This window comes from Comamonas sp. B21-038 (genome assembly GCF_022387135.1).
In the GTDB taxonomy this organism is placed as follows: Bacteria; Pseudomonadota; Gammaproteobacteria; order Burkholderiales; family Burkholderiaceae_C; genus Comamonas; species Comamonas sediminis.
In genome coordinates, this window is sequence record NZ_CP092462.1 from 4510954 (window position 1) to 4530249 (window position 19296).

Annotated in this window: 11 protein-coding genes; 6 read left to right on the forward strand and 5 right to left on the reverse strand. The window is 66.5% G+C overall.

Annotation, left to right across the window (positions count from 1 at the left end; all coding sequences use genetic code 11):
- Window positions 1-4 precede the first annotated feature (4 nt).
- From MJ205_RS20460 to MJ205_RS20475, 4 genes are all read right to left on the reverse strand, one after another.
- Entirely contained in the window at window positions 5-988 is a 984-nt protein-coding gene (locus MJ205_RS20460) for a hypothetical protein (RefSeq protein ID WP_239810130.1), read from the reverse strand.
- On the reverse strand, window positions 985-1938 hold the full coding sequence (locus MJ205_RS20465; RefSeq protein ID WP_239810131.1) for a hypothetical protein: 954 nt from the start codon (window positions 1936-1938) through the stop codon (window positions 985-987). The genes MJ205_RS20460 and MJ205_RS20465 overlap by 4 nt, the downstream gene beginning before the upstream one ends.
- Window positions 1935-3296 (reverse strand): glycosyltransferase family 2 protein, encoded by a 1362-nt coding sequence (locus tag MJ205_RS20470; RefSeq protein WP_239810132.1) that lies wholly within the window; start codon window positions 3294-3296, stop codon window positions 1935-1937. The genes MJ205_RS20465 and MJ205_RS20470 overlap by 4 nt, the downstream gene beginning before the upstream one ends.
- Before the next feature lie 635 nt (window positions 3297-3931).
- Window positions 3932-4699: an enoyl-CoA hydratase gene (locus tag MJ205_RS20475; RefSeq protein WP_239810133.1), complete on the reverse strand. Its 768-nt coding sequence runs from the start codon at window positions 4697-4699 to the stop codon at window positions 3932-3934.
- A 349-nt stretch (window positions 4700-5048) separates the two neighbouring features.
- Between MJ205_RS20475 and MJ205_RS20480 the strand changes: the two genes are divergently transcribed.
- The 6 genes from MJ205_RS20480 to MJ205_RS20505 all read left to right on the forward strand — a co-directional run bounded on the left by MJ205_RS20480 (window position 5049) and on the right by MJ205_RS20505 (window position 18329).
- Window positions 5049-5501, forward strand: a complete 453-nt coding sequence (locus MJ205_RS20480) for a YjfI family protein (protein ID WP_239810134.1) — start codon at window positions 5049-5051, stop codon at window positions 5499-5501.
- A gap of 40 nt (window positions 5502-5541) precedes the next feature.
- Window positions 5542-6246, forward strand: a complete 705-nt coding sequence (locus MJ205_RS20485) for a PspA/IM30 family protein (protein WP_239810135.1) — start codon at window positions 5542-5544, stop codon at window positions 6244-6246.
- Window positions 6247-6339: 93 nt separating this feature from the next.
- On the forward strand, window positions 6340-7023 hold the full coding sequence (locus tag MJ205_RS20490; RefSeq protein WP_239810136.1) for a ubiquinone biosynthesis protein UbiH: 684 nt from the start codon (window positions 6340-6342) through the stop codon (window positions 7021-7023).
- A 78-nt stretch (window positions 7024-7101) separates the two neighbouring features.
- A complete protein-coding gene (locus tag MJ205_RS20495; RefSeq protein ID WP_239810137.1) occupies window positions 7102-9192 on the forward strand; it encodes a flotillin family protein in 2091 nt (696 codons plus the stop codon).
- Between the two features lie 174 nt (window positions 9193-9366).
- Window positions 9367-14868: a DNA repair ATPase gene (locus MJ205_RS20500; RefSeq protein WP_239810138.1), complete on the forward strand. Its 5502-nt coding sequence runs from the start codon at window positions 9367-9369 to the stop codon at window positions 14866-14868.
- Window positions 14869-14942: 74 nt separating this feature from the next.
- Window positions 14943-18329 carry a mechanosensitive ion channel domain-containing protein gene (locus MJ205_RS20505; RefSeq protein WP_239810139.1) on the forward strand — a complete coding sequence of 1129 codons (3387 nt, stop codon included), beginning with the start codon at window positions 14943-14945 and terminating at the stop codon, window positions 18327-18329.
- Here the strand turns inward: MJ205_RS20505 and MJ205_RS20510 are convergent.
- Complete coding sequence (locus MJ205_RS20510) at window positions 18326-19267, reverse strand: LysR family transcriptional regulator (protein WP_239810140.1); 942 nt, start codon at window positions 19265-19267, stop codon at window positions 18326-18328. The genes MJ205_RS20505 and MJ205_RS20510 overlap by 4 nt on opposite strands.
- Window positions 19268-19296 lie beyond the last annotated feature (29 nt).

Here is a 19296-nt window from a genome sequence, read left to right on the forward strand (position 1 = left end):
AGCCTCAGCGGTTGGCCGCCGCAGCAGGGGCAAAGGGGCACTGCGTACCGATGCCGGCGTGCGCCAGCGAGGGGTCGATCATCGCATCCAGCACGGTCCAGCCCAGCGCAGCGGGGAAGGGGCGCAGCGATGCGCGCCAGCAGGCAGCCTGGATCGGGGCGGTCTGGCGCATTTTCCAGGCCACCAGACCCCAGGCATAGTGGTCTTCGCTGCGCGAGAGCCAGGCGTTGCCGTGCTGGGCCAGCCATTGGGCGGTGGCGCGGTCCGATTCGGCGCGCGAGATCAGGCCGGTCTGCCACAGGTAGGCACTGGCCAGGGTATGGGGGTAAAAGCGGGGGCGGTCGTACTCGGGCAAGGCGGGTTTCCATTCGCTGCCGCTGCGAAAGCGCTGGTGGATGGCGGCCGCCAGCCGCTTGGATCCGGGGCCGGCCTGCGCGCCTTCGCTCACCCGCAGTGCTTCATAGACCTCGATGTTGTCCATCAGGTAGTACAGCTCGGTGTCGAGCAAGGCCCTGTAGATCTGGTTCTTGGGGTTGCGCAGACGTGCGAGCAGCTGCTGGCTGCGCGCGATGGCTTGTTCGGCAGCCACCTGCTGGCTGGGCAGCAGCCATTTTTTCTGCTGTGCCAGGTGCAGCATCTCGATCGTCGTGGCGGCCATGGAATCATCGGCATCGGCACCCATGCAACTGCGCCAGGCCTTGTCCGCTGCAGGGCAAAAGCGGTCAAAGCCGCCGTCCTGGCGCTGGCGCGGCAACAGCCAGGCCAGCCACTGCTGCAGCTCGGCCTGCAGGGGCGCATCCGCCTGCAGCGCGATCGTGAAGCCCTTGTTGACGAAATACGGGTCCACCACCTGGCCGCCCACGGTCGTGTAATAGGCGCCATCGCCGGTGGCAAAGGCGGCCAGCCCCGGCGGCTCGGCCGGCTGGGCCGCGCCTGCGAGCTGCCAGGCCATCGCGGCAGAGGCGATCCAGAGATTGCGTGTTTTCATAGCACCACCTGTCCGGAACGTACCGCCGCAATACTGCCATAAACCCGCACACTGGCGTTGAGCGCAATGGTCCAGGCCGAGACACTGCTGGGACAGTCCTTGTCGCCGACCTGGCTGTCAGGCCCCAGGTGCAGGCGTTTGCCCGCGCACAGCGGACCTTCGACATAGTTGTTGCCCTTGGTCTGCAGATCGCCATTGACGAACACGGCACCTTGCACGCAGGCACTCTTGGCGAGGATGGCATTGCCATGCACCTTGACGTGGCCGATGACCACGGACATCTCCTCCATCAGCAGGTTGCCGGTGACCACCAGGCCGCCCCGCACGATGGTGCCAACGGGAATGCGCAAGTCACCTTCATGGCGCCGCTGCTGCGTCGTCAGCGGCATGCCGATGCCCAGCTCGGGCAGCGGAAACTGCAGCGAACGCTTGAGCGGCCAGGTAAACACGCATTCGGCTGCGAGGCGCAGAAAGCGCGCACCGGGCGACAGCACGATATGGCGTTCGGCACTGGTCAGGCGCGCCAGCTGCGCCGGCCCCAGGCAGTGGATGCTTTTGGCATGCAACACGCGCTGCACGACGCTGTTGGCCTGCAGCTCGACGATATCGCTCGAGACGAGGGTGCGCAGCTCGGAGCGAAAGCCGATCACCACCGGCAGTGCGGTCCGGGCCATGAGGCGGCTCTGGCCTCGGGGGACCATCAGGCGCCCCTGGTCATCCCGTTGCCATTGCGCTACGCGCGGCATGGCTTCGAGCAGGTCGAGCTGCTCGGCCATGCGGTGGGCGGCGTAGTCGGTACGGCCGTCGTCCAGCGGGTCGATCTCCAGCGCATCGGCATCGCTGCGCGAGTACAGCTCTCGCAGCGCCGGCAACAGCGGCAGAAGGAAGACCAGGACGGTCGCGATCAGCCACATGCTGCCAAACAGCAAGGGGTTGGCGGGGGCGGTCATACACGGGCTTCAGGCAGGGCGGCGGTGACCGGGACAGTGGCTGGCGCAGCGGGTGGCTGGCGGTAGCGCACGGTCTTGTCCCATTTGAACTGGCGCTTGAACAGCTTGTCGAGCAGCAGCCCGTCGATCGTGGCCTTCGAGACCGCCACCATGCTGACGACAAAGCCGGTCAGCAGCAGCGGCAGCAGGCGCAGGCGGCGCTGGTGGCCATCGAGGTGCACGGCCGCAGCCACTTCAAAGAAGGCCGCGAAGTTGCCGACGCAGGCAAAACCGGTGGCGATCAGCAGCATCAGCAGCGCAATGTTCACATTCGCACCGATGCCATAGCCCGTCACGGTCAGCACCAGCGCCAGCATCCAGCCCACCAGCAGGATGGGGGACATCAGGAACACGCCCAGCAGTGCCACGCCATCGACCCGCTCCATCCAGCGCAGGCCCTTGCGGGTCAGCATCTCGGTGCCCAGCTTGGTCATGACCTGGTTGTGGCCCTTGGCCCAGCGGCTGATCTGGCGAAAACGCACGGCCCAGCTCTCAGGGACTTCTTCATAGCATTCGGCATAGCCCAGGTAAGCGGTTTGCCAGCCCTTGAGCAGCAGGCGGTAGGTCAGGTCGGTGTCCTCGGCCAGCACCTCCGGTGTCCAGCCGCCCACGTCCTGCAGCGCGCTCAGGCGAATGCCGCCGACCGTGCCGCCGTATTGGGCCACGGCGCCCAGGTTGAAGCGGGCCTGCTGGTCCACCTGGTAGCCGCCGGAGCGCTCCAGATCCAACAGGCGGGTGAGCAGGTTCACACCGGCGTTCTGCGGCACCACGCGGCCCATGACGGCACCGACTTCAGGGTCGAGAAAGGGGGCCACCAGCTGCTTGATGATCTTCTTGCCGGGCAGGTAGTCGGCATCGAACACGACGATCAGCTCGGACTGGCCCCGGGCCTGGACGATCGCCGTGGCATCGGCCAGTGCAGCGGCCTTGCCGGGCGGGCCTTCCTGGCGGTGAAACAGCTGCAGGCGGCCTGGGTGGCGGTCGGCATAGCCGTCGATGATCTGGCGTGTGCCATCGGTCGAACGGTCATTGACCGGCATGATGGTCAGGCGGTCGCGCGGATAGTCCACATCCAGCAATGCCTCGATGCAGCCGGAGATGACGGCCTCTTCGTTGTGCGCTGCGATAAATACCGTGATGTGCGGCCAATGGGCATGCTCGATGCCGGCATACAGCGGGCGCTGCCGTGCAAACAGGCGGTTGAGCGTGAACGCATAGTGGCGGAAGGTGTAGAGCGCTTCGAGCAATACCACCAGCAGCAGCGCTGCCAGGCACAGACCCAGGCCCCAGGTGGCCCAGCTGGCTTGGTAGGGCCTCAACGGCTGCGCATGGGCCCAAACAGGAAAAAGGCCCAGAAACGCTGCGCAGAGGGCAGGTGCCTGAAGGAGGGGTGCGGAGCGCTTGGGCATGGTGATTGATAGAAAAAAATTCTTACGACTTGCGATTCGATTATATCAATCGACAAAACAGTATGAATAGTGTTTCAACAAGTATCCGAGTAAAAAGTAAGTATTTATTAACGTCAAAGGAGATAACTATCAACGCTCTGCCGGAACTTCGTCCTGTTTCAGTTACAAATTGATGCTTGATTTGGAAGTGTTTTTTAACGATTTGACACGGCGGATGATGCGCTGCAGCATCGGATTCTGTGACCGGGTGATGCGCTCAGCAGTGGCAAGAAGCGCACACCGATAGAAAAAATGCGCAGCCATGGAGGCAAGCGCGCCCCATGCAGGCGGGCGGGGCCGGGACCACAGAAGCGGGCGGGGGAAGGAGGGTCAGCGCGCAACGGGCCAGCGCCCGCGCGGGGGCGGGCGCGTGGCGCTGGCTAAGAGAGGTCGGAAGCGGGAGGTGGGGGGGGGGGAGGTGCGCCGCGCAGCGGCGGCGCGGCGCTCAGCAGGCGCTGCGGGTGACCAGGCCGCCCGGGCTAGGCCTGGCGCGCCTGCGAAACGGCTCAGTGCTGTCCGAAGCGGGCCATATAGGCCTGGGGCTCACCGGTCTTGAAGGCGTTGGCAAACTCCTGCACGCTGTCGCCGATCGCCTGGTCGATCGATTGCTGCTCCCAGGCACGCAGCATGCGCTTTTGCTGGCGCAGGGCCTGCGGGCCGTAGCTGGCCAGCTTGTTGGCCATGTGTTCCACCTCGCCGTCCAGCCGCGCGGGCGGCACCACCTGGTCGAGCAGCCCCCACTGGAGTGCCTGCGCGGCATCGATGTTGTCGCCGGTCAGCAGCAGCCACTGCGTGCGGGCTGCGCCAATCAGCCGGGGCAGCAGCGCGGCATGGATCACCGAGGGGATGCCCACCTGGACCTCGGGCATGCCGCATTGCACGCGGTTGCTGGCAATGCGGATATCGCAGGCACAGGCCAGCTCCAGCCCGCCACCGAGGGTCCAGCCCGGCAGGCGCGCAATCACCGGTGTGGGGAACTGGCGCGCCCCTTCGCAGACGCGGCGCAGCCGGGTGATGAAGGCGGCGGCATTGTCGGGCGTGAGCGCCCGCATCTCCTTGATATCCGCACCTGCGACAAAAGCCTTGTCGCCTGTGCCGCGCAGCACCAGCACGCGGATGCGGCTGTCCTGCGCCAAGGTACCGAGTGCCTGGGCCAGGTCTTCCAGTACTGGTGACGACAGGATATTGAGGCTGCCGGCGTTGCGGAAAGTCAGGGTCGCCACGCCGTTGTCTTGCAGGCTGGCGTGGGCATGGTGCAGGTCGGTCAAAAGCATGCAGCCATTGTGAAGATGCATCGCCAGCGGGCCGGTCCCCATCGAGACAAAACGCAAATCAGCCGCATGAAACAGCCATGCAGTGCTATGATTTTAAAAGAGAATTTACATATTGAAACTATTACATGTACACATCACATGTAATGGCTGTTATCGTGGCCCCATGGACCAAAAAACATCTGCCCACTACCAGCGCTTGCACCGCCAACGGCTGCGGGAGCAAGGGTTGGTGAAGAAAGAAGTCTGGGTACTTCCAGAGTACAGCGCGGTCCTGCATCTGCTCGAAAAGCAGATGCGCCAGCCGCAGGCGCAACCGGGTTCATGGACCATCCACCAACAGGAGGGGAGTATGGAAAGCAGCAAGCACCACTACCGCAGCATTCAGGCACTGGCCGAAGAGTTGGGTGCATCGGCGCTGGCCCGGGAGGGCAAGTTGCAGATTGAGCTACTGGAAGGGGCCGAGACCAGCGTGCTGGTCACCTTGTCCGATTTTGGCGACCTGCCGGTGCATTTGGCGCTGTCGGGCGAGCAGCTGGTGGTCGAGGCCTTTCTGTGGCCCGCCAACCAGGTGCGCGATGGCGCGGGCCTCAATGCCCAAATCCTGCGGCTGCAAAAGCTGTTCCCGTTCACGACGATGGCGCTGGAGCCACTGGCGCGGGGCGGCGAGGGCTATGTGATGTTTGCCGCGATGCGCGCCAACAGCAGCACGGACGACATCCTCGCCGAGATACTGATCCTGGCCGACAGCGTGATCCAGGCCACCGAGGCGCTGGCCCCCTATCTGACCTTGGCGCAGGTCTGAGCGCAGCCCGTCCCCGACCCCACAGTACAAGGAGAGCATCATGACCGTATGGAACAAGCTGGTGACTGCGCTGCGCGGCGCCGCGCACGAGGCGGGTGAAGCCGTCACTGACAGCCAGGCGCTGCGCATCCTGGACCAGGAGATCCGCGATGCCGACAACGACCTGAACAGCTCCAAGGAAGCGCTGGCCGAGATCATGGCCAAGCAAAAGCTGTCTGCTGGCAAGCTGCAGACCACCCAGGCGAAGATTGCCGAATACGAAGGCTATGCGCTCAAGGCGCTGGAAACCCAGGACGAGGCCCTGGCGCTAGAGGTTGCCGGCAAGGTGGCGCTGCTCGAAACCCAGCGCGATGAGGAAGAGGCCCAGCTGGGCGCCTTCACCCAGAGCGTGGAGCAGCTGCGCACGGCGATCCAGACGGCGCAGTCGAACATCAAGCGCCTCAAGCAGCAGGCGGACACCGTCAAGGCCACCGAGAGCGTGCAACGCGCCCAGGCGACGGTAGCGGGCCGCTACACCGGCTCGCAGTCGCGGGTGCAGACGGCGCTTGATTCGCTCGAACGCATCAAGCAAAAGCAGGCCGAGCGCGGCGCCCGCATGGAGAGCGCGGCCGAGCTGGCGCAAAGCAGCAGCGAGGACGCGCTCGACGCCAAGCTGCGCGCCGCAGGCATCACCGCCACCGCCGGCAATGCGCAGTCGGTGCTCGAGCGCCTCAAGGCGCAACGCGCCGGCTCCAAGGAAGGTTGATACCGCCCGGGGCCATGGCTGGCCCGACCAGACACACAACAAGTGAGGAGCCGGCGCTGCGGCCGCTACCGCACACCTAGAAGAGGGACTGCCATGTCGACATTTCTGCACTATGCGCTGGGCTTTCCAACCTTCATCTTCGGCGCATTGCTGCTGTGCATGCTGCTGTACTGGCTGATCGCCCTGGTCGGCCTGGTGGAGACCGATTCGCTGGACCAATGGCTGCTGTTTGACGGCAGCGACCATGCCCATGGCGTGGAGCATTCGGTCAGCGCGCTGGCCGGCCTGCTGCTCAAGGTGGGTCTGGGCGGCATTCCGGCCACCGTGATCCTGACGGTGCTGCTGCTGCTGTCCTGGCTGGCCTCCTATGTGCTGTGCCACCTGGTGCCCATGCCCGAGGGCTGGGCGCTGCTCAACCTGCTTATCGGCAGCGCGCTGGCAGTGGCTGCGCTGGTGCTGGGCTTTGCCGCCACCGTGGTGGTGCTGCGGCCGCTGCGCGGCCTGGTGGCGCGCATTGCGCCGCCTGAGACCCCCCAGGTGCTGTTGGGCCGCACGGGCCTTGTGCGCAGCGGGGTGGTCAACGCCACGCAAGGCTATGGCAGCGTCGATGACGGCGGCGGCGGGCTCAATGTGCAGATGCGCTCGCCAGAGTGCGACCTGCCGCGCGGCACCGAGATCGTGCTGATCGAGCACTTGCCCGAGCACAACGCCTGGCGCGTGGTCAGCAAGGCTGAGTTCGACGGCAGCGAGATACCGGGCCTGCTGCCACCGGTTTGATGGGAGCGGCTCGCCCGCGCCAGCGCGGCGGCCCGCATTCGCAATTTTTCAAAGACTGATATTGATAGGGAGATCCGCATGAATTGGGGAAATATGGAGTGGTACATCGTTGCCGGGGTGCTGATCGGCTCGGTCTTCATCGTCATCCTGGGCCTGTTTGCACTGGTCAAGGCCTTCTACATCAAGGTGCCCCAGGGCACGGCCTTGATCATCAACGACACCACCTCGCAGCCCAAGGTGAAGTTCACCGGCGGCATGGTGCTGCCGGTGATCCACAAGAAGGAGTTCATGCGCATCTCGCTGATCACCTTGGAGATTGACCGCCGGGGCAAGGAAGGCCTGATCTGCCGCGACAACATGCGCGCCGATATCACCGTCGCGTTCTACCTGCGCGTCAACGAGACCGCTGCCGACGTGCTCAAGGTGGCCAAGGCCATCGGCGTGGACCGCGCCTCGGAAAAGGGTGCCGTCAACGAGTTGTTCAATGCCAAGTTCTCCGAGGCCTTGAAGACCGTGGGCAAGCAGATCGACTTTGTGAAGCTGTTCGAGAACCGCCAGGATTTCCGCGACCAGATCATCCATGTGATCGGCAACGATCTCAACGGCTATGTGCTCGAAGACGTGGCCATCGACTACCTGGAGCAGACCTCCAAGGCCTCGCTGGACCCGAACAACATCCTGGACGCCGAAGGTATCCGCAAGATCACCGAGCTGACGGCCAACCAGAACATCGTCACCAACGAGCTCGAGCGCAATGCCGAGCTGGCCGTGACCAAGAAGAACGTCGAGACCAAGGAAGCGATGCTGGCGCTGGAGCGCCAGCAGGCCGATGCCGAAGCGCGCCAGAAGCGCGAGATCGCGACCATCCAGGCGCGCGAACAGGCCGAGACCCAGAAGGTGCAGGAAGAGGAGCGCCTCAAGGCCGAGCAGGCCCGCATCCAGACGCAGGAGCAGCTCGACATCCGCGAAGAAAACCGCCAGCGTGAAGTGGCGGTGGCGCAGCAGAACCGCGAGCGTGCGGTGGTCATCGAGATCGAAAAGGTCACCCGCGCCAAGGACCTGGAAGTGGTCTCGCGCCAGCGCGAGGTGGAGCTGCAGCGCATCGAGAAGGAAAAGGCCATCGAAGTCGAGAAGGCCAACATCGCCAACGTCATCCGCGAGCGTGTGGTGGTCGAAAAGGGCGTGGCCCAGGAAGAGGAACGCATCAAGGAAGTGCGCGTCGTGTCCGAAGCCGAGCGCATGAAGCAGGTCACCGTGCTGACCGCCCAGGCCCAGGCCGAAGAGGACCTGGTGCGCCAGGTCAAGAAGGCCGAGGCAGATGAAACCGCGTCGCGCCACAAGGCCGTTGAGGTGACCACCCTGGCCCAGGCCGAGCTGGAGGCCGCCGGCAAGACGGCCGAAGCCAAGAAGAAGATGGCCGAGGCCATCGAGGTCGAGCGCGCAGCGCCCGGCCTGGCTGATGCCAAGGTGCGCGAAGTGACGGCCGCTGCGATCGAGCGCGAAGGCCTGGTGCAGGCCAAGATCATTGCCGAGAAGCTGATGGCCGAGGCCCGAGGCGAAGAGGAAAAGGGCCTGGCGGAAGTGCGCGTGATCGAGGCCCAGGCCGATGCCAACGAGAAGCTGGGCCTGGCCGATGCCAAGGTGCTCGAAGAGCGCCTGATGGCGCAGGCCCGTGGTGAGGCCCAGGTGGGCAACACCAAGGCTGTCGTGACCCGCGATGTCGGCCAGTCCGAAGCCGATGTGCTGCGCGACAAGCTGTTCGCCGAGGCCAAGGGCCTGACCGAGAAGTTCGGCGCGCTGGCCTCGCTGTCCGACCAGGCCCGCTCGCACGAAGAGTTCCGCATGCAGCTGGAGAAGAACTTCGAGCAGGCGCTCGCCGCCATCGAGGCGAACAAGACGGTGGCGCAGGAGCAGGCCGAGGTGCTGTCGGCCGCGCTGTCCAAGGCCAATATCGACATCGTCGGTGGCGGTGGCGACTTCTTCAACAACTTTGCCAAGGCGCTGTCGGTCGGCAAGGCGGTCGAGGGTGTCTCGGCCAAGAGCCCCATCGTGCAGGAGCTGCTGCAGAAGTTCATTGGCGGCAAGGGCCTGCCCAGCGATGCGCTGAGCAACCTGCTGGGCGGTGGCCAGGACAAGAAGAGCCTGCCCCCTTCGGCGGCCGAGTCCTGAACCCTGACCAGGCCAGGCCGCGCCGGGCTGGACCATGCCGGGCCAGGCGCCCTGCCTGGTCTGGCCTGACCTTGGGCCGGTTCGATCCTTCTGGGCGCCCAGCCCTCTTGCAACGCAGGCCCCAGTCCGCGCGCTGGCCTGCCGTGCCCCACCGCATTCTCTGCCGCTCTAGCCATGTCCACTACCCCATCCAACGACTCCCCAGACCGCTCTGCCGTTGACGACGCCGTCGCCAGTGGCGGCTCCTATGAAGTGCTGGCCAAGCGGCTCGATGCCCAGGGCCAGGCGCTGGAGACGCTGGCGCGTGAACTCAATGAAGCACGGCTGGAGGAGTTTGGCCGCAGCCAGATGGAGGTCATCGCCCGCATGCGGGTGCGCACCGAAAACAACTGCCTGGGCCGCGACATCGCCCAGGTCGGCGGTTATCTGCTGTTTGGCTACAACGTCTTCATGGGCCTCAAGCAGGAGACACGCATCGACGATGTGTTCGCGCTCTACCGCCTGCATGAGGGCGAGCAGGGCTACGAAGTCACACCGGTGGACACCAAGGACAGCTTTCTGGGCATCCAGAGCTTTGTCCAGGATTTCCAGGAGCTCTACGCCTACTACAAGCACACCAAGCTGATGCAGCTGGCGGTGCGCGATGGCAAGCTGCTGGCCAGCTTCCAGATCGGCGAGCGCCTGGGCGATGTGCGGGTGTTCCGCTGGTCGGTCTCGCCCGATGGCCAGCAGATCCGCTACATCGACAACCGGGGCGAGCGTGACATCGAGCTGCCGGCACCCCATGATTTCGAATGGCAGCGCGCCGGCCGCGAGCACCTGGTACAGGGCCGCCACCCGCACATCAACATCCTCGACAAGGTGTTTGTCGAGACGCTCGATGGCGACCTGACGATCAAGGTCGAGAACAACACCAACGACGGCCTGGGCATCTACCGCGAGCCGGTGCAGGAGAAGAACCAGTCGCTCGACGACGCCGTGTTTGAATACGCGGCCGTCGGCAGCCTGATCCTGCTCAAGATCCTGCCCTACCGCGAGGACCAGTGGCGCTACTTGGTCTTCAACACCTTGTCGCGCCAAGTGCTGCGCATCGATGCGATTGGCGCGGCCTGCATCCAGCTGCCGCAGGACCACGGCATCATCTTCCCCGGCGGCTACTACCTGCAAAACGGCGAGCACCGCGCCTTCGAACAGAACATGCAGGGCATGCGCTACCGCCGCAGCATCCGCTCGCCCAATGGCGAGGACGTGCTCTATGTGTTCTACGAGCCCGAGAGCGGGCGCATGGCACTGTTCAAGTACAACCTGATCGAGCGTGCGCTGCAGCCGCCGATCATCGGCCACGGCTATGCGCGCATGGACGATGGCCGCATCGTCATCTTTGCTGCCGAGAGCAATGAGGCTTCGCGCGTGCATCCGATGCAGCTGTGGCGCACGCCCTTCGCATCGGACGACTATGCCGCGCGCCAGCCGCAAAAGGACAGCGCGCTGGGCCGCATCGGCAATGCCGAGCTGGTCAGTGGCATCTCTGACCTGTACAGCGTGCGCAAGGAGATCGCCGCCACCGAGGTATCGCTGCCGCGCTACGAGCGCCTGATCGACACCGCGCGCCGCCTGTTCGAGCGCTACCACTGGCTCAGCGGCCCGGGCATGCAGGCGCTGCATGAGAACCTGCTGGGCATCGTCGCCACCGGCGATGCGGTGCTGGACGAGTACGAGAAAGTCGAGAGTATCCGCCAGGCCTCGGCCAAGGCGATGAGTGAGGTCAGCAGCCGCCATGTGCAGCTGCTCAAGCAGATACGCCTGTCCGATGGCGACAGCATCGACGACTATGTAGGCGCGCTGACCGATCTGGCCGCATTGCGCGGCCAGTTGCTGGCCACGCGCGAGCTGCGTTATGTCGATGCCGCAGCGATCGAGGCCATGGTGCAGACGGCTGACGAGGCCCAGGCCGAGGTCTCGCAGCGCACGGCGGGCTTCATTGCCACCGATGCTGCGATGCAGCCCTATGTGGAGCAACTGCAGGCACTGGACCAGCAGGCCCAGGCGGCCACCACCGTGGTGCAGCTGGCCGAGCCGCTGGCGCAGATGGCCCAGATGTCGGCCGCGCTCGATCTGCTGTCCGAGCTGATGGGCAGCCTCAAGATCGACGATGCCACCCAGCGCACGGCGGTGGTGGACCGCATCTCGTCCATCTATGCCCGCCTCAACCAGGTGCGGGCCCGGGCCGAGCAGCGCAAGTCCGGCCTGGGCAGCGCCGAGAACCTGGCGCAGTTTGCCGCGCAGCTGGCGCTGTTCTCGCAGAGCATTGTCAGCGGGCTGAACCTGGCCCAGACCCCCGAGAAATGCGACGAGCAGCTGGCGCGCTTGCTGGTGCAGCTCGAAGACATCGAGGGCCAGTTTGGCGAGCATGCGCAGTTTCTCTCGGACATCATCGCCAAGCGCGAAGAGGTGCTGGAGACCTTCGAGGCGCGCAAGCAGTCCCTGCAGGACGAGCGCCAGCGCCGCGCGCAGGGCGTGCTCGACGCCGCGCTGCGCATTGTGCAGGGCCTGCCCAAGCGCACCGAGAAGATCGCCAGCCCCGAAGCGCTGCACGCATTCTTCGCAGGCGACCCGCTCATCGCCAAGCTCAAGGAGCTGGCCCAGCGCCTGCGCGGAGAGCTGCAGGACCCCGTCAAGGCCGATGACATCGACAGCCGCATCAAGTCGCTGCGCGACCAGGCCTTCCGCGCGCTGCAGGACCGCACTGATCTGTACGAGGGCGATGGCAAGCTGATCCGCCTGGGCCGCCACCGCTTCTCGGTCGGCAACCAGGATCTGGACCTGACCTTGCTGCCCCGCGATGGCCAGCTCTACCTGCACCTGGTGGGCACCGAATACTTCGAACCCGTGGACAACCCCGAGTTGGCCGGGCTGCAGGCCTACTGGGATGCGTCAACACCTGCTGAATCCGCCCAGATGTACCGGGGGGAGTACCTGGCGCTGGAGGTGGTGCAGGCCGTGCGAGCCGGCCGCGAGGGCTGGAGCGAGGACCGCCTGCGCCAGCTCTTGCCCGATGCCGAGGCGCTGACCCAGGCGATTAGGGAGTTTTCTGCGCCGCGCTACCGCGACGGCTATGAGCGCGGCATCCACGACCATGATGCGGCGCTGATCCTGCAGGCGCTGGTGCCGCTGGCCGATGGCGCCGGTGTGCTGCGCCATGCGCCGCAGGCACGCAGCCTGGCGCTGCTGTTCTGGAGCCAGCAGGCCCATATCCAGCAGCCGCAGCTGGCCAGCAGCATTGCGCGCTGGCCGGAGCGCGCGCAGCAGGCCCTGGCGATGCAGCAGCTGCTGGGCAGCGAGGCCGAGCGTCTGGCGCTGCAGACCGACATCATGGCCCAGCTGCGCGCCTTTGCGCAGGACCAGGGGCTGCTCGATGCGCTGCTGCGCTCCGACCCGGCCAGCCCGTTGCTGGCAGCCGCTGCGCCCGATGAGAGCGAGTGGGACAGCGAGGCCGACAACCTGCTGCGCGCCGCCGCCGATTACCTGCAGGCCGAGCTGGCGCACAAGGCGCTGCGCCTCCATTTCTCGGGTGCCAGCCAGGCGGTGGTGGCTGCCTTGCAGCAGGCGCTCAAGGCCGGCCCCAAGGAAGGGCTGCACTGGGCCGATCTGCAGCGCTACTGGGCGGGCAGCGAGGCCGGCCAGGCCAGCCGTGAGCGCGGCGCCGCACCGCTGGCCCAGCGCTGGCGCAGCGCGCTGCACTGGCTGCAGACGGTGGCCGAGGCTGCGCCGCCGGCCGAGCGCGCCGCCTGGCTGCCGTACTGCAGCGAGGCCGCCGCCTGGCTGGTCTGCCAAAGCGAGCTGCCGCACCAGGTCAGCCATGCCGATCTGCGCTGCGAAGTGCCGGGCCTGCTGGGGCAGCACGGCCGGGTGGAGGGCGGCCGCATGCACATCCAGCTCGACGAGCTGACCACGCGCGCGGCGCGCCACTACCGCCGCTATGTGCCGCAGTGGGAGCGCTACCAGGCGCTGCGCCAGCAGCTGCTGGGCGACTACCGGGCGCGCTTCCGGCTGGAGGAATTCAAGGCCCGGCCGCTGTCGTCCTTTGTGCGCAACCGGCTGATCAACGAGATCTACCTGCCGGTGATCGGCGACAACCTGGCCAAGCAGATCGGCGTGGTGGGGGAGAACAAGCGCACCGACCAGATGGGCCTGCTGATGATGATCTCGCCGCCCGGCTACGGCAAGACCACGTTGATGGAGTACGTGGCCAACCGCCTGGGGCTGATCTTCATGAAGATCAACGGCCCGGCGCTGGGCCATTCGGTGCGCTCGCTTGACCCGGCGCAGGCGCCCGACGCGACGGCGGCCAAGGAGCTGGAAAAGCTCAACCTGGCGCTGGAGATGGCCAACAACGTGATGCTGTACATCGACGACATCCAGCATACGCACCCCGAGTTTCTGCAGAAGTTCATCTCGCTGTCCGATGGCACGCGCCGCATCGAAGGCGTGTGGCGGGGCCAGACCAAGACCCATGACATGCGCGGCAAACGCTTTTGCGTGGTCATGTCCGGCAACCCCTATACCGAGTCGGGGGAGGTCTTCAAGATCCCGGACATGCTGGCCAACCGCGCCGATATCTACAACCTGGGTGATGTGCTGGGCGGCATGGACGAGGTCTTCAAGCTCAGCTATATCGAAAACAGCATGACCTCGAACGCGGTGCTGGCGCCGATGGCCACGCGCAGCCTGCAGGACCTGTACCTGCTGCTCGACCGGGTGCAGGGCAAGGAGGTCTCGGCCAATGCGCTGTCGCACGACTACGCCGCCGCCGAGCTGCGCGAGATGGAGGCCGTGCTCCAGCGCATGCTGCAGGTGCGCGAGCTGGTGTTCAAGGTGAACCAGCAGTACATCCACAGCGCTGCGCAGGACGACAACTACCGCACCGAGCCACCGTTCAAGCTGCAGGGCAGTTACCGCAACATGAACAAGCTGGCCGAGAAGATCACCCCGGTGATGAACGATGCCGAGATGGCGCAGATGCTGAGCGACCATTACCAGGGCGAGGCGCAGATGCTGACCGGCGGCGCCGAGGAAAACCTGCTCAAGCTCGCCGAGCTGCGCGGCAGCGCCGATGCCCAGGGCCAGGCGCGCTGGGCCGAGATCAAGGCCCAGTTCCAGCGCCAGCAGGCCGCCGGCGGCGCCAACGCCGATGCCGCCACCCGGGTGACGACCCAGCTGGTCGACCTGGTGGCCGCCACCCGCGCGATGGCCGATGCCCAGCAGGCCCGGCACAGCGGCGCCAGCGCGGCGCAAGCGGAGCTGCAGCACATGCTGGCGCAGTGGGGCCAGGCGCAAACGGCGGTGCGCCAGTCGCTCGATGGCATCCGCCAGGCGGTGCTGGACAGTGCACCGCCGCAACAGCCGGCCCGCCAGGCCCACCCACAGCCGCTGGATCTGGCGGTGCAGCAGCTCGGCCAGCTGGTGCTGCAGTCCTTGCAGCCCGTCGTCGAGCACCTGGACCAGAGCCGGCGCCAGCAGCTGGGCCTGCACCGGGTGCTGCTGCAGGTCGCTGCGCGCCTGCAGGAGCAGATCGACCAGCAGCGCGCCGGCCGCCTGCCGGTGCAGCCCACCTTGCAGGCCGACGACATCGACAAGGCTTTTGACCGGATGCAGGACCCGCGCCCGCCGGCTTGAAAGCTTTGTTATCAGGTGCAAGCAGCGCCTTTGTCCTAGCCATGGGGCAGGGCGCATACCGATACACTGTGCCGATGCAAGCCTCCCCCCTTTCTTTCTCTGCCCGCCAGGGCCTGCCACGCTGGTGGTTGCCGGCCCTGTGGCTGGTGCTGTGCGCCTGCCTGCTGCCGTGGGCGCCGGGGGCGTCGGCGCAGTCACTGACGTCGCTGGCGGGCTTGGGGAGCAGTTCGTCCAGCAGCAGCGGCAGCGACGAGGAGCGCGTCATCCAGGCGCAGCGCGAGGCCACCACGACGGCCGAGCAGGAGGCCGATGCGCTTGCGCAATCGCTTGAGCGCCTGCGCAGCCGGGTCCAGACGCCGGCCGCAGCGCCCCCTGCGCCGCTGAGCGACCTGGAACTGAGCCAGATTCAGGCCCGCTGGGAAGAGCGCGTGCCTGCCAATGCCAGCCAGGAAGTGCTGGAGAAGCTGCTGACCGACGAGCGCGAGGCGATCGCCGCGCTCAAGTCCGGCATCGAGAAATCGGCGGCCGAACAGGCGAACCTGGTGGCCCAGCCCGGCAATGGCCGCACGGACCTGGCCACGTTGCAGCAACGGGTGCAGGAAACGGCCACGCCGCTAGCGGCCGAGCCGGGCGAATCGAGTGCGCTGACCCAGGCGCGCCAGCTGCGCCGCAGTGCTGAGAACCGCCGCGCCAGGCAGGAGCTGGCGCTGCGCCAGGAAGAACAATCGACGATCGAGACACGCCAGCGCCAGCTCGATGTACAGCTGCAGACCCAGCGCCGCGAGTTGCTGGAGCGCACGCCGCGCGTGGCCTGGCTGAACCAGCGCATTGCTGAGCGCGCGCGCCAGCAGCTGGAGCAGCAGGTGCAGCAAACGCAGGCGGCCGAACACGATGCGGCCGAGGCGCCCGCTTCCGTGCGGGAACTGGCACGGCAAAACAGTGCGCTGGCCGAGCAAATCCTCGCGCACAACAACCGCCTGGTGCAGGAGCGCCAGGACCTGGCCAGCGATGAGTACCGCCAGAGCCAGCTGGCCTCTGCGCTGCGCGACACGCAGGCGCGCCTGCGCCTGGGCGGCAGTGCATCGGTGGGCCAGTGGCTGTGGAAGCAGCGGGTGGCGCTTCCGACGGCCAACACCATCCAGGCGCGGCGCAAGGCCACCTTGCGGCAGCTGGCCGAGCTGCGGCTGGCGCTGTTCAACGCCAGTGAGCGGCGCTTCAACCTCAATGGCACGGCCAACGTGGGCGGGGGCGGCGACACGGGCATGACCACGCGCAGCGGCACCCAAAGCACCGCATTGTGGTCCAAGCAGGCGGCGCTGATCGACCAGCTCCAGCCGCTGCTGCTGCGGCGCATCGCCGTGCTGGAGCAGACCGATGCCGCGCTGCAGTCGACGCTCAAGAGCGGCAGCGCGCTGCGCCAGGTGATGGACAAGGAGTTGCTGTGGTTCCCCAGCCATCTGGCCATGGGCCGTGCCTGGCTGGACGAGTGGCGCTCGGTGCTGCGCAGCCCGGACGGCGCAGGCCTGGAGCAGGGCGCCAGCGCATCGCCGTGGAACACTGCCCGGGTGCTGGGCGACAGCATGCTGCGCAATCTCTGGACCTATGCCGGCATCTTCGCCGGCGTGCTGCTGCTGCTGGGACTGCGCCGCTATGCGTTGCAGAAGCTGCAGGCCATCGCGCTGCGGGTGGACAACTTCTCGCAGGACCACTTTGGCCTGACCTTGATGGCGCTGGGCTGGAGCCTGCTGTATGCGCTGCCCTGGAGTTTTGCGACCGCCGCGCTGGGCACCCTGCTGCAATCGGCGGCAGCGCCGGTGGCGCTGGAGCCGCTGGGCCAGGCGCTGGAGCAATTGAGCGCCTTTGTGTTTGTCGTGACCTTGCTGAACGTGCTGTTCCGCCCCTGCGGCCTCGCGGTGGCGCACTTTGGCTGGCCGCGCGAGCGCGTGCAGGTGCTGCGCCAGATGGTTCTGCGCGCCACCTGGCTGATCGTGCCCATCGATCTGCTGGGCGGCCTGGCATTTTTCAGCCACGACGACACGGCCATCAGCACCTGGGGCCGCATGTGCCTGCTGGTGCTGACCCTGGGCCTGGCCTGGATGGCCTTCCGCTACCTGCGCCAAAGCCTGCTCAAGCAACGCCCGGGGCTGCGTTGGAGCCAGGTGGTGAGCGTGGCGGTGATGCTGGTGCTGGCCGTCACCCTGGCCGGCATCGGGCTGGGCTATGTCTACACCGCCACTGAAGTGATCCAGGCGCTGCTGAGCAGCTTTGTGTTCCTGGCGGCAGCGGAGGTGCTGGTCAGCCTGCTGCGGCGCTGGCTGCTGCTGGGCGAGCGCCGGCTGGCGCTCAACCGCCTGCGTGCGGCTGCGCTGCAGCGCCAGGCGGCCAATGCCGCAGCAGTGGCCGATGCCGCCACAGGCACCCCCGCCACCGCCAACAGCAATGCCACCGATGAGCAAAGCCAGATGGCGCTGGTGACGGTGAGCACGCAGGCGCACCGCCTGCTGGGCCTGCTCCAGCGGGTGCTGGTGGCGCTGAGCCTGGTCTATGCCTGGTCGCCAGTGCTGCCGGCGCTGCTGCGCTTTGAAGGTGTGGTGCTCTGGTACACCACCAATACCGAGGCCAGCGGTATCGCCCGCCCCGCACCGGTGAGCCTGATGGATCTGCTGATCGGCGCGCTGATTCTGCTGATGACCTTCAGCCTGACGCGCAACCTGCCGGGCCTGGTCGAGGTGGTGTTCTCCAGCACCCGCCGGGTCAGCAGCTCGGACCGCTACACGATGGCGACCCTTGCGCGCTACGGCATCACCATTGCCGGCACCGTGAGTGCGCTGTCGTTGCTGGGGCTGCGCTGGAGCCAGCTGCAGTGGATGGCTGCCGCACTGACCGTGGGTCTGGGTTTTGGTCTGCAGGAGATCTTTGCGAACTTCGTCTCGGGGCTGATCCTGCTGGTCGAGCGGCCCTTCCGGGTCGGCGATGTGATCACCATCAACCAGCACACCGGCACCGTCACGCGCATCCGCACCCGCGCGACCACGGTGCTCGATTTCGACAACCAGGAAATCGTCATCCCGAACAAGACCTTCATCACCGGCCAGGTGACCAACTGGACCTTGAGCGACGATGTGACCCGTCTGATCATCGATGTGTCCGTGGCCCATGGCAGCGACCCGGCCGAAGTGCAGCGCATGCTGTTGGCGATTGCGGCCGAGCACCCCAAGGTGCTGCGCGAGCCCGAGGCCAACTGCTGGTTCATGGCGCTCGAAGGCCAGGGCCAGAAGTTCGAGCTGCGCGTCTACGTGGGCGCGGTGGACGACCGCCTGCCGGTGCGCAACGACCTCAACCGCAGCATCAATGCCCGCCTGAAGGCGGCCGGCATTGCAGTGGCCTTCCCGCAGATGGACATCCATGTGCGCGATCTGCCGCCCGCCCCGGCTGCACCGCAGCAGGCCCCAGGCACTTAAGGGGTTGGCGAAGCGGCGGCCTGCACCAGCGCCACAAAGCGCTTGGCGGCCAGGCCCATCGGGTGCTCCTTGGACCAGACCACGTCCACATAGAGCTGTGCGCCATTGCTGAGGTTGGCAAACTCCATCGCCACCAGCGCGCCCGATTGCAGCAGCGGCGCCACCAGCGGCTGGGGCAGCCAGCCCCAGCCAATGCCGGCGCTGACCATCTGCAACGCGGCCACATGGTTGTCGGTGCGCCAGACATCGCGGGCATAGACCAGGCGCTCAGGGTCCAGCGTCCAGTCGCGGCTGGCAACGATGATCTGCCGGGTATTGGTCAGGTGGTGCTCGCGCAGCTGGGGCCGGGCCGGCTCATCCGGTAGCGGCCCCTGGTGCAGCGACTGCATCAGCGGGTGGCTGGGTGCGATGACAGCCAGCAAGGTCTCGGTCGCCACTTCCTGAAAGCCTTCGCGGCCATCGAGGCTGGGCCGCTCAAACACCAGCGCCAGCTGCGCACGGCCGCTGTGCAGCATGGTCAGCGCATCGGCCTGGGGAGCGGTGAGCACTTCGATGGCCAGCTGCGGGTATTCCTGCGCGAGCGCGGCCAGCGGCGCGGCCCAGGGGGCGGACAGCAACTCCGGCGCGATCGCCAAGGTCAGCCGTGATTCCAGCCCTTGCTCCAGCGCCAGCGCATGGGCATTGAGCTGCTGCAGCTGCGCGGCCAACAAGCGCGCCTGCGGCTCCAGGGCCAGCGCGGCGGGCAGCGGCCGGGGCTCGCGGCCATCGCGGGCAAACAGCGGCATCTGCAGCTCGGCCTCGAGCTGGGCGATCTGCATGCTGACGGCCGAGGGCACCTTGCCCAGCGCCCGGGCGGCGGCCGAAAAGCTGCCATGGTCGAGCACGGCCAGCAAGGTCTGGATGGTGTCGGAGTCGAACGGGGCAAAAGCGCTGCGCATTGATGTATCAGTTTCTCTGAAAGATTCTG

What these genes read in the sequence shown, in the direction of transcription:
- MJ205_RS20460 (WP_239810130.1), bottom strand. Translation starts at nt 988, where the DNA reads ATGAAAACACGCAATCTCTGGATCGCCTCTGCCGCGATGGCCTGGCAG.
- MJ205_RS20465 (WP_239810131.1), bottom strand. Translation starts at nt 1,938, where the DNA reads ATGACCGCCCCCGCCAACCCCTTGCTGTTTGGCAGCATGTGGCTGATC.
- MJ205_RS20475 (WP_239810133.1), bottom strand. Translation starts at nt 4,699, where the DNA reads ATGCTTTTGACCGACCTGCACCATGCCCACGCCAGCCTGCAAGACAAC.
- MJ205_RS20480 (WP_239810134.1), top strand. Translation starts at nt 5,049, where the DNA reads ATGGAAAGCAGCAAGCACCACTACCGCAGCATTCAGGCACTGGCCGAA.
- MJ205_RS20485 (WP_239810135.1), top strand. Translation starts at nt 5,542, where the DNA reads ATGACCGTATGGAACAAGCTGGTGACTGCGCTGCGCGGCGCCGCGCAC.
- MJ205_RS20490 (WP_239810136.1), top strand. Translation starts at nt 6,340, where the DNA reads ATGTCGACATTTCTGCACTATGCGCTGGGCTTTCCAACCTTCATCTTC.
- MJ205_RS20495 (WP_239810137.1), top strand. Translation starts at nt 7,102, where the DNA reads ATGAATTGGGGAAATATGGAGTGGTACATCGTTGCCGGGGTGCTGATC.
- MJ205_RS20500 (WP_239810138.1), top strand. Translation starts at nt 9,367, where the DNA reads ATGTCCACTACCCCATCCAACGACTCCCCAGACCGCTCTGCCGTTGAC.
- MJ205_RS20505 (WP_239810139.1), top strand. Translation starts at nt 14,943, where the DNA reads ATGCAAGCCTCCCCCCTTTCTTTCTCTGCCCGCCAGGGCCTGCCACGC.
- MJ205_RS20510 (WP_239810140.1), bottom strand. Translation starts at nt 19,267, where the DNA reads ATGCGCAGCGCTTTTGCCCCGTTCGACTCCGACACCATCCAGACCTTG.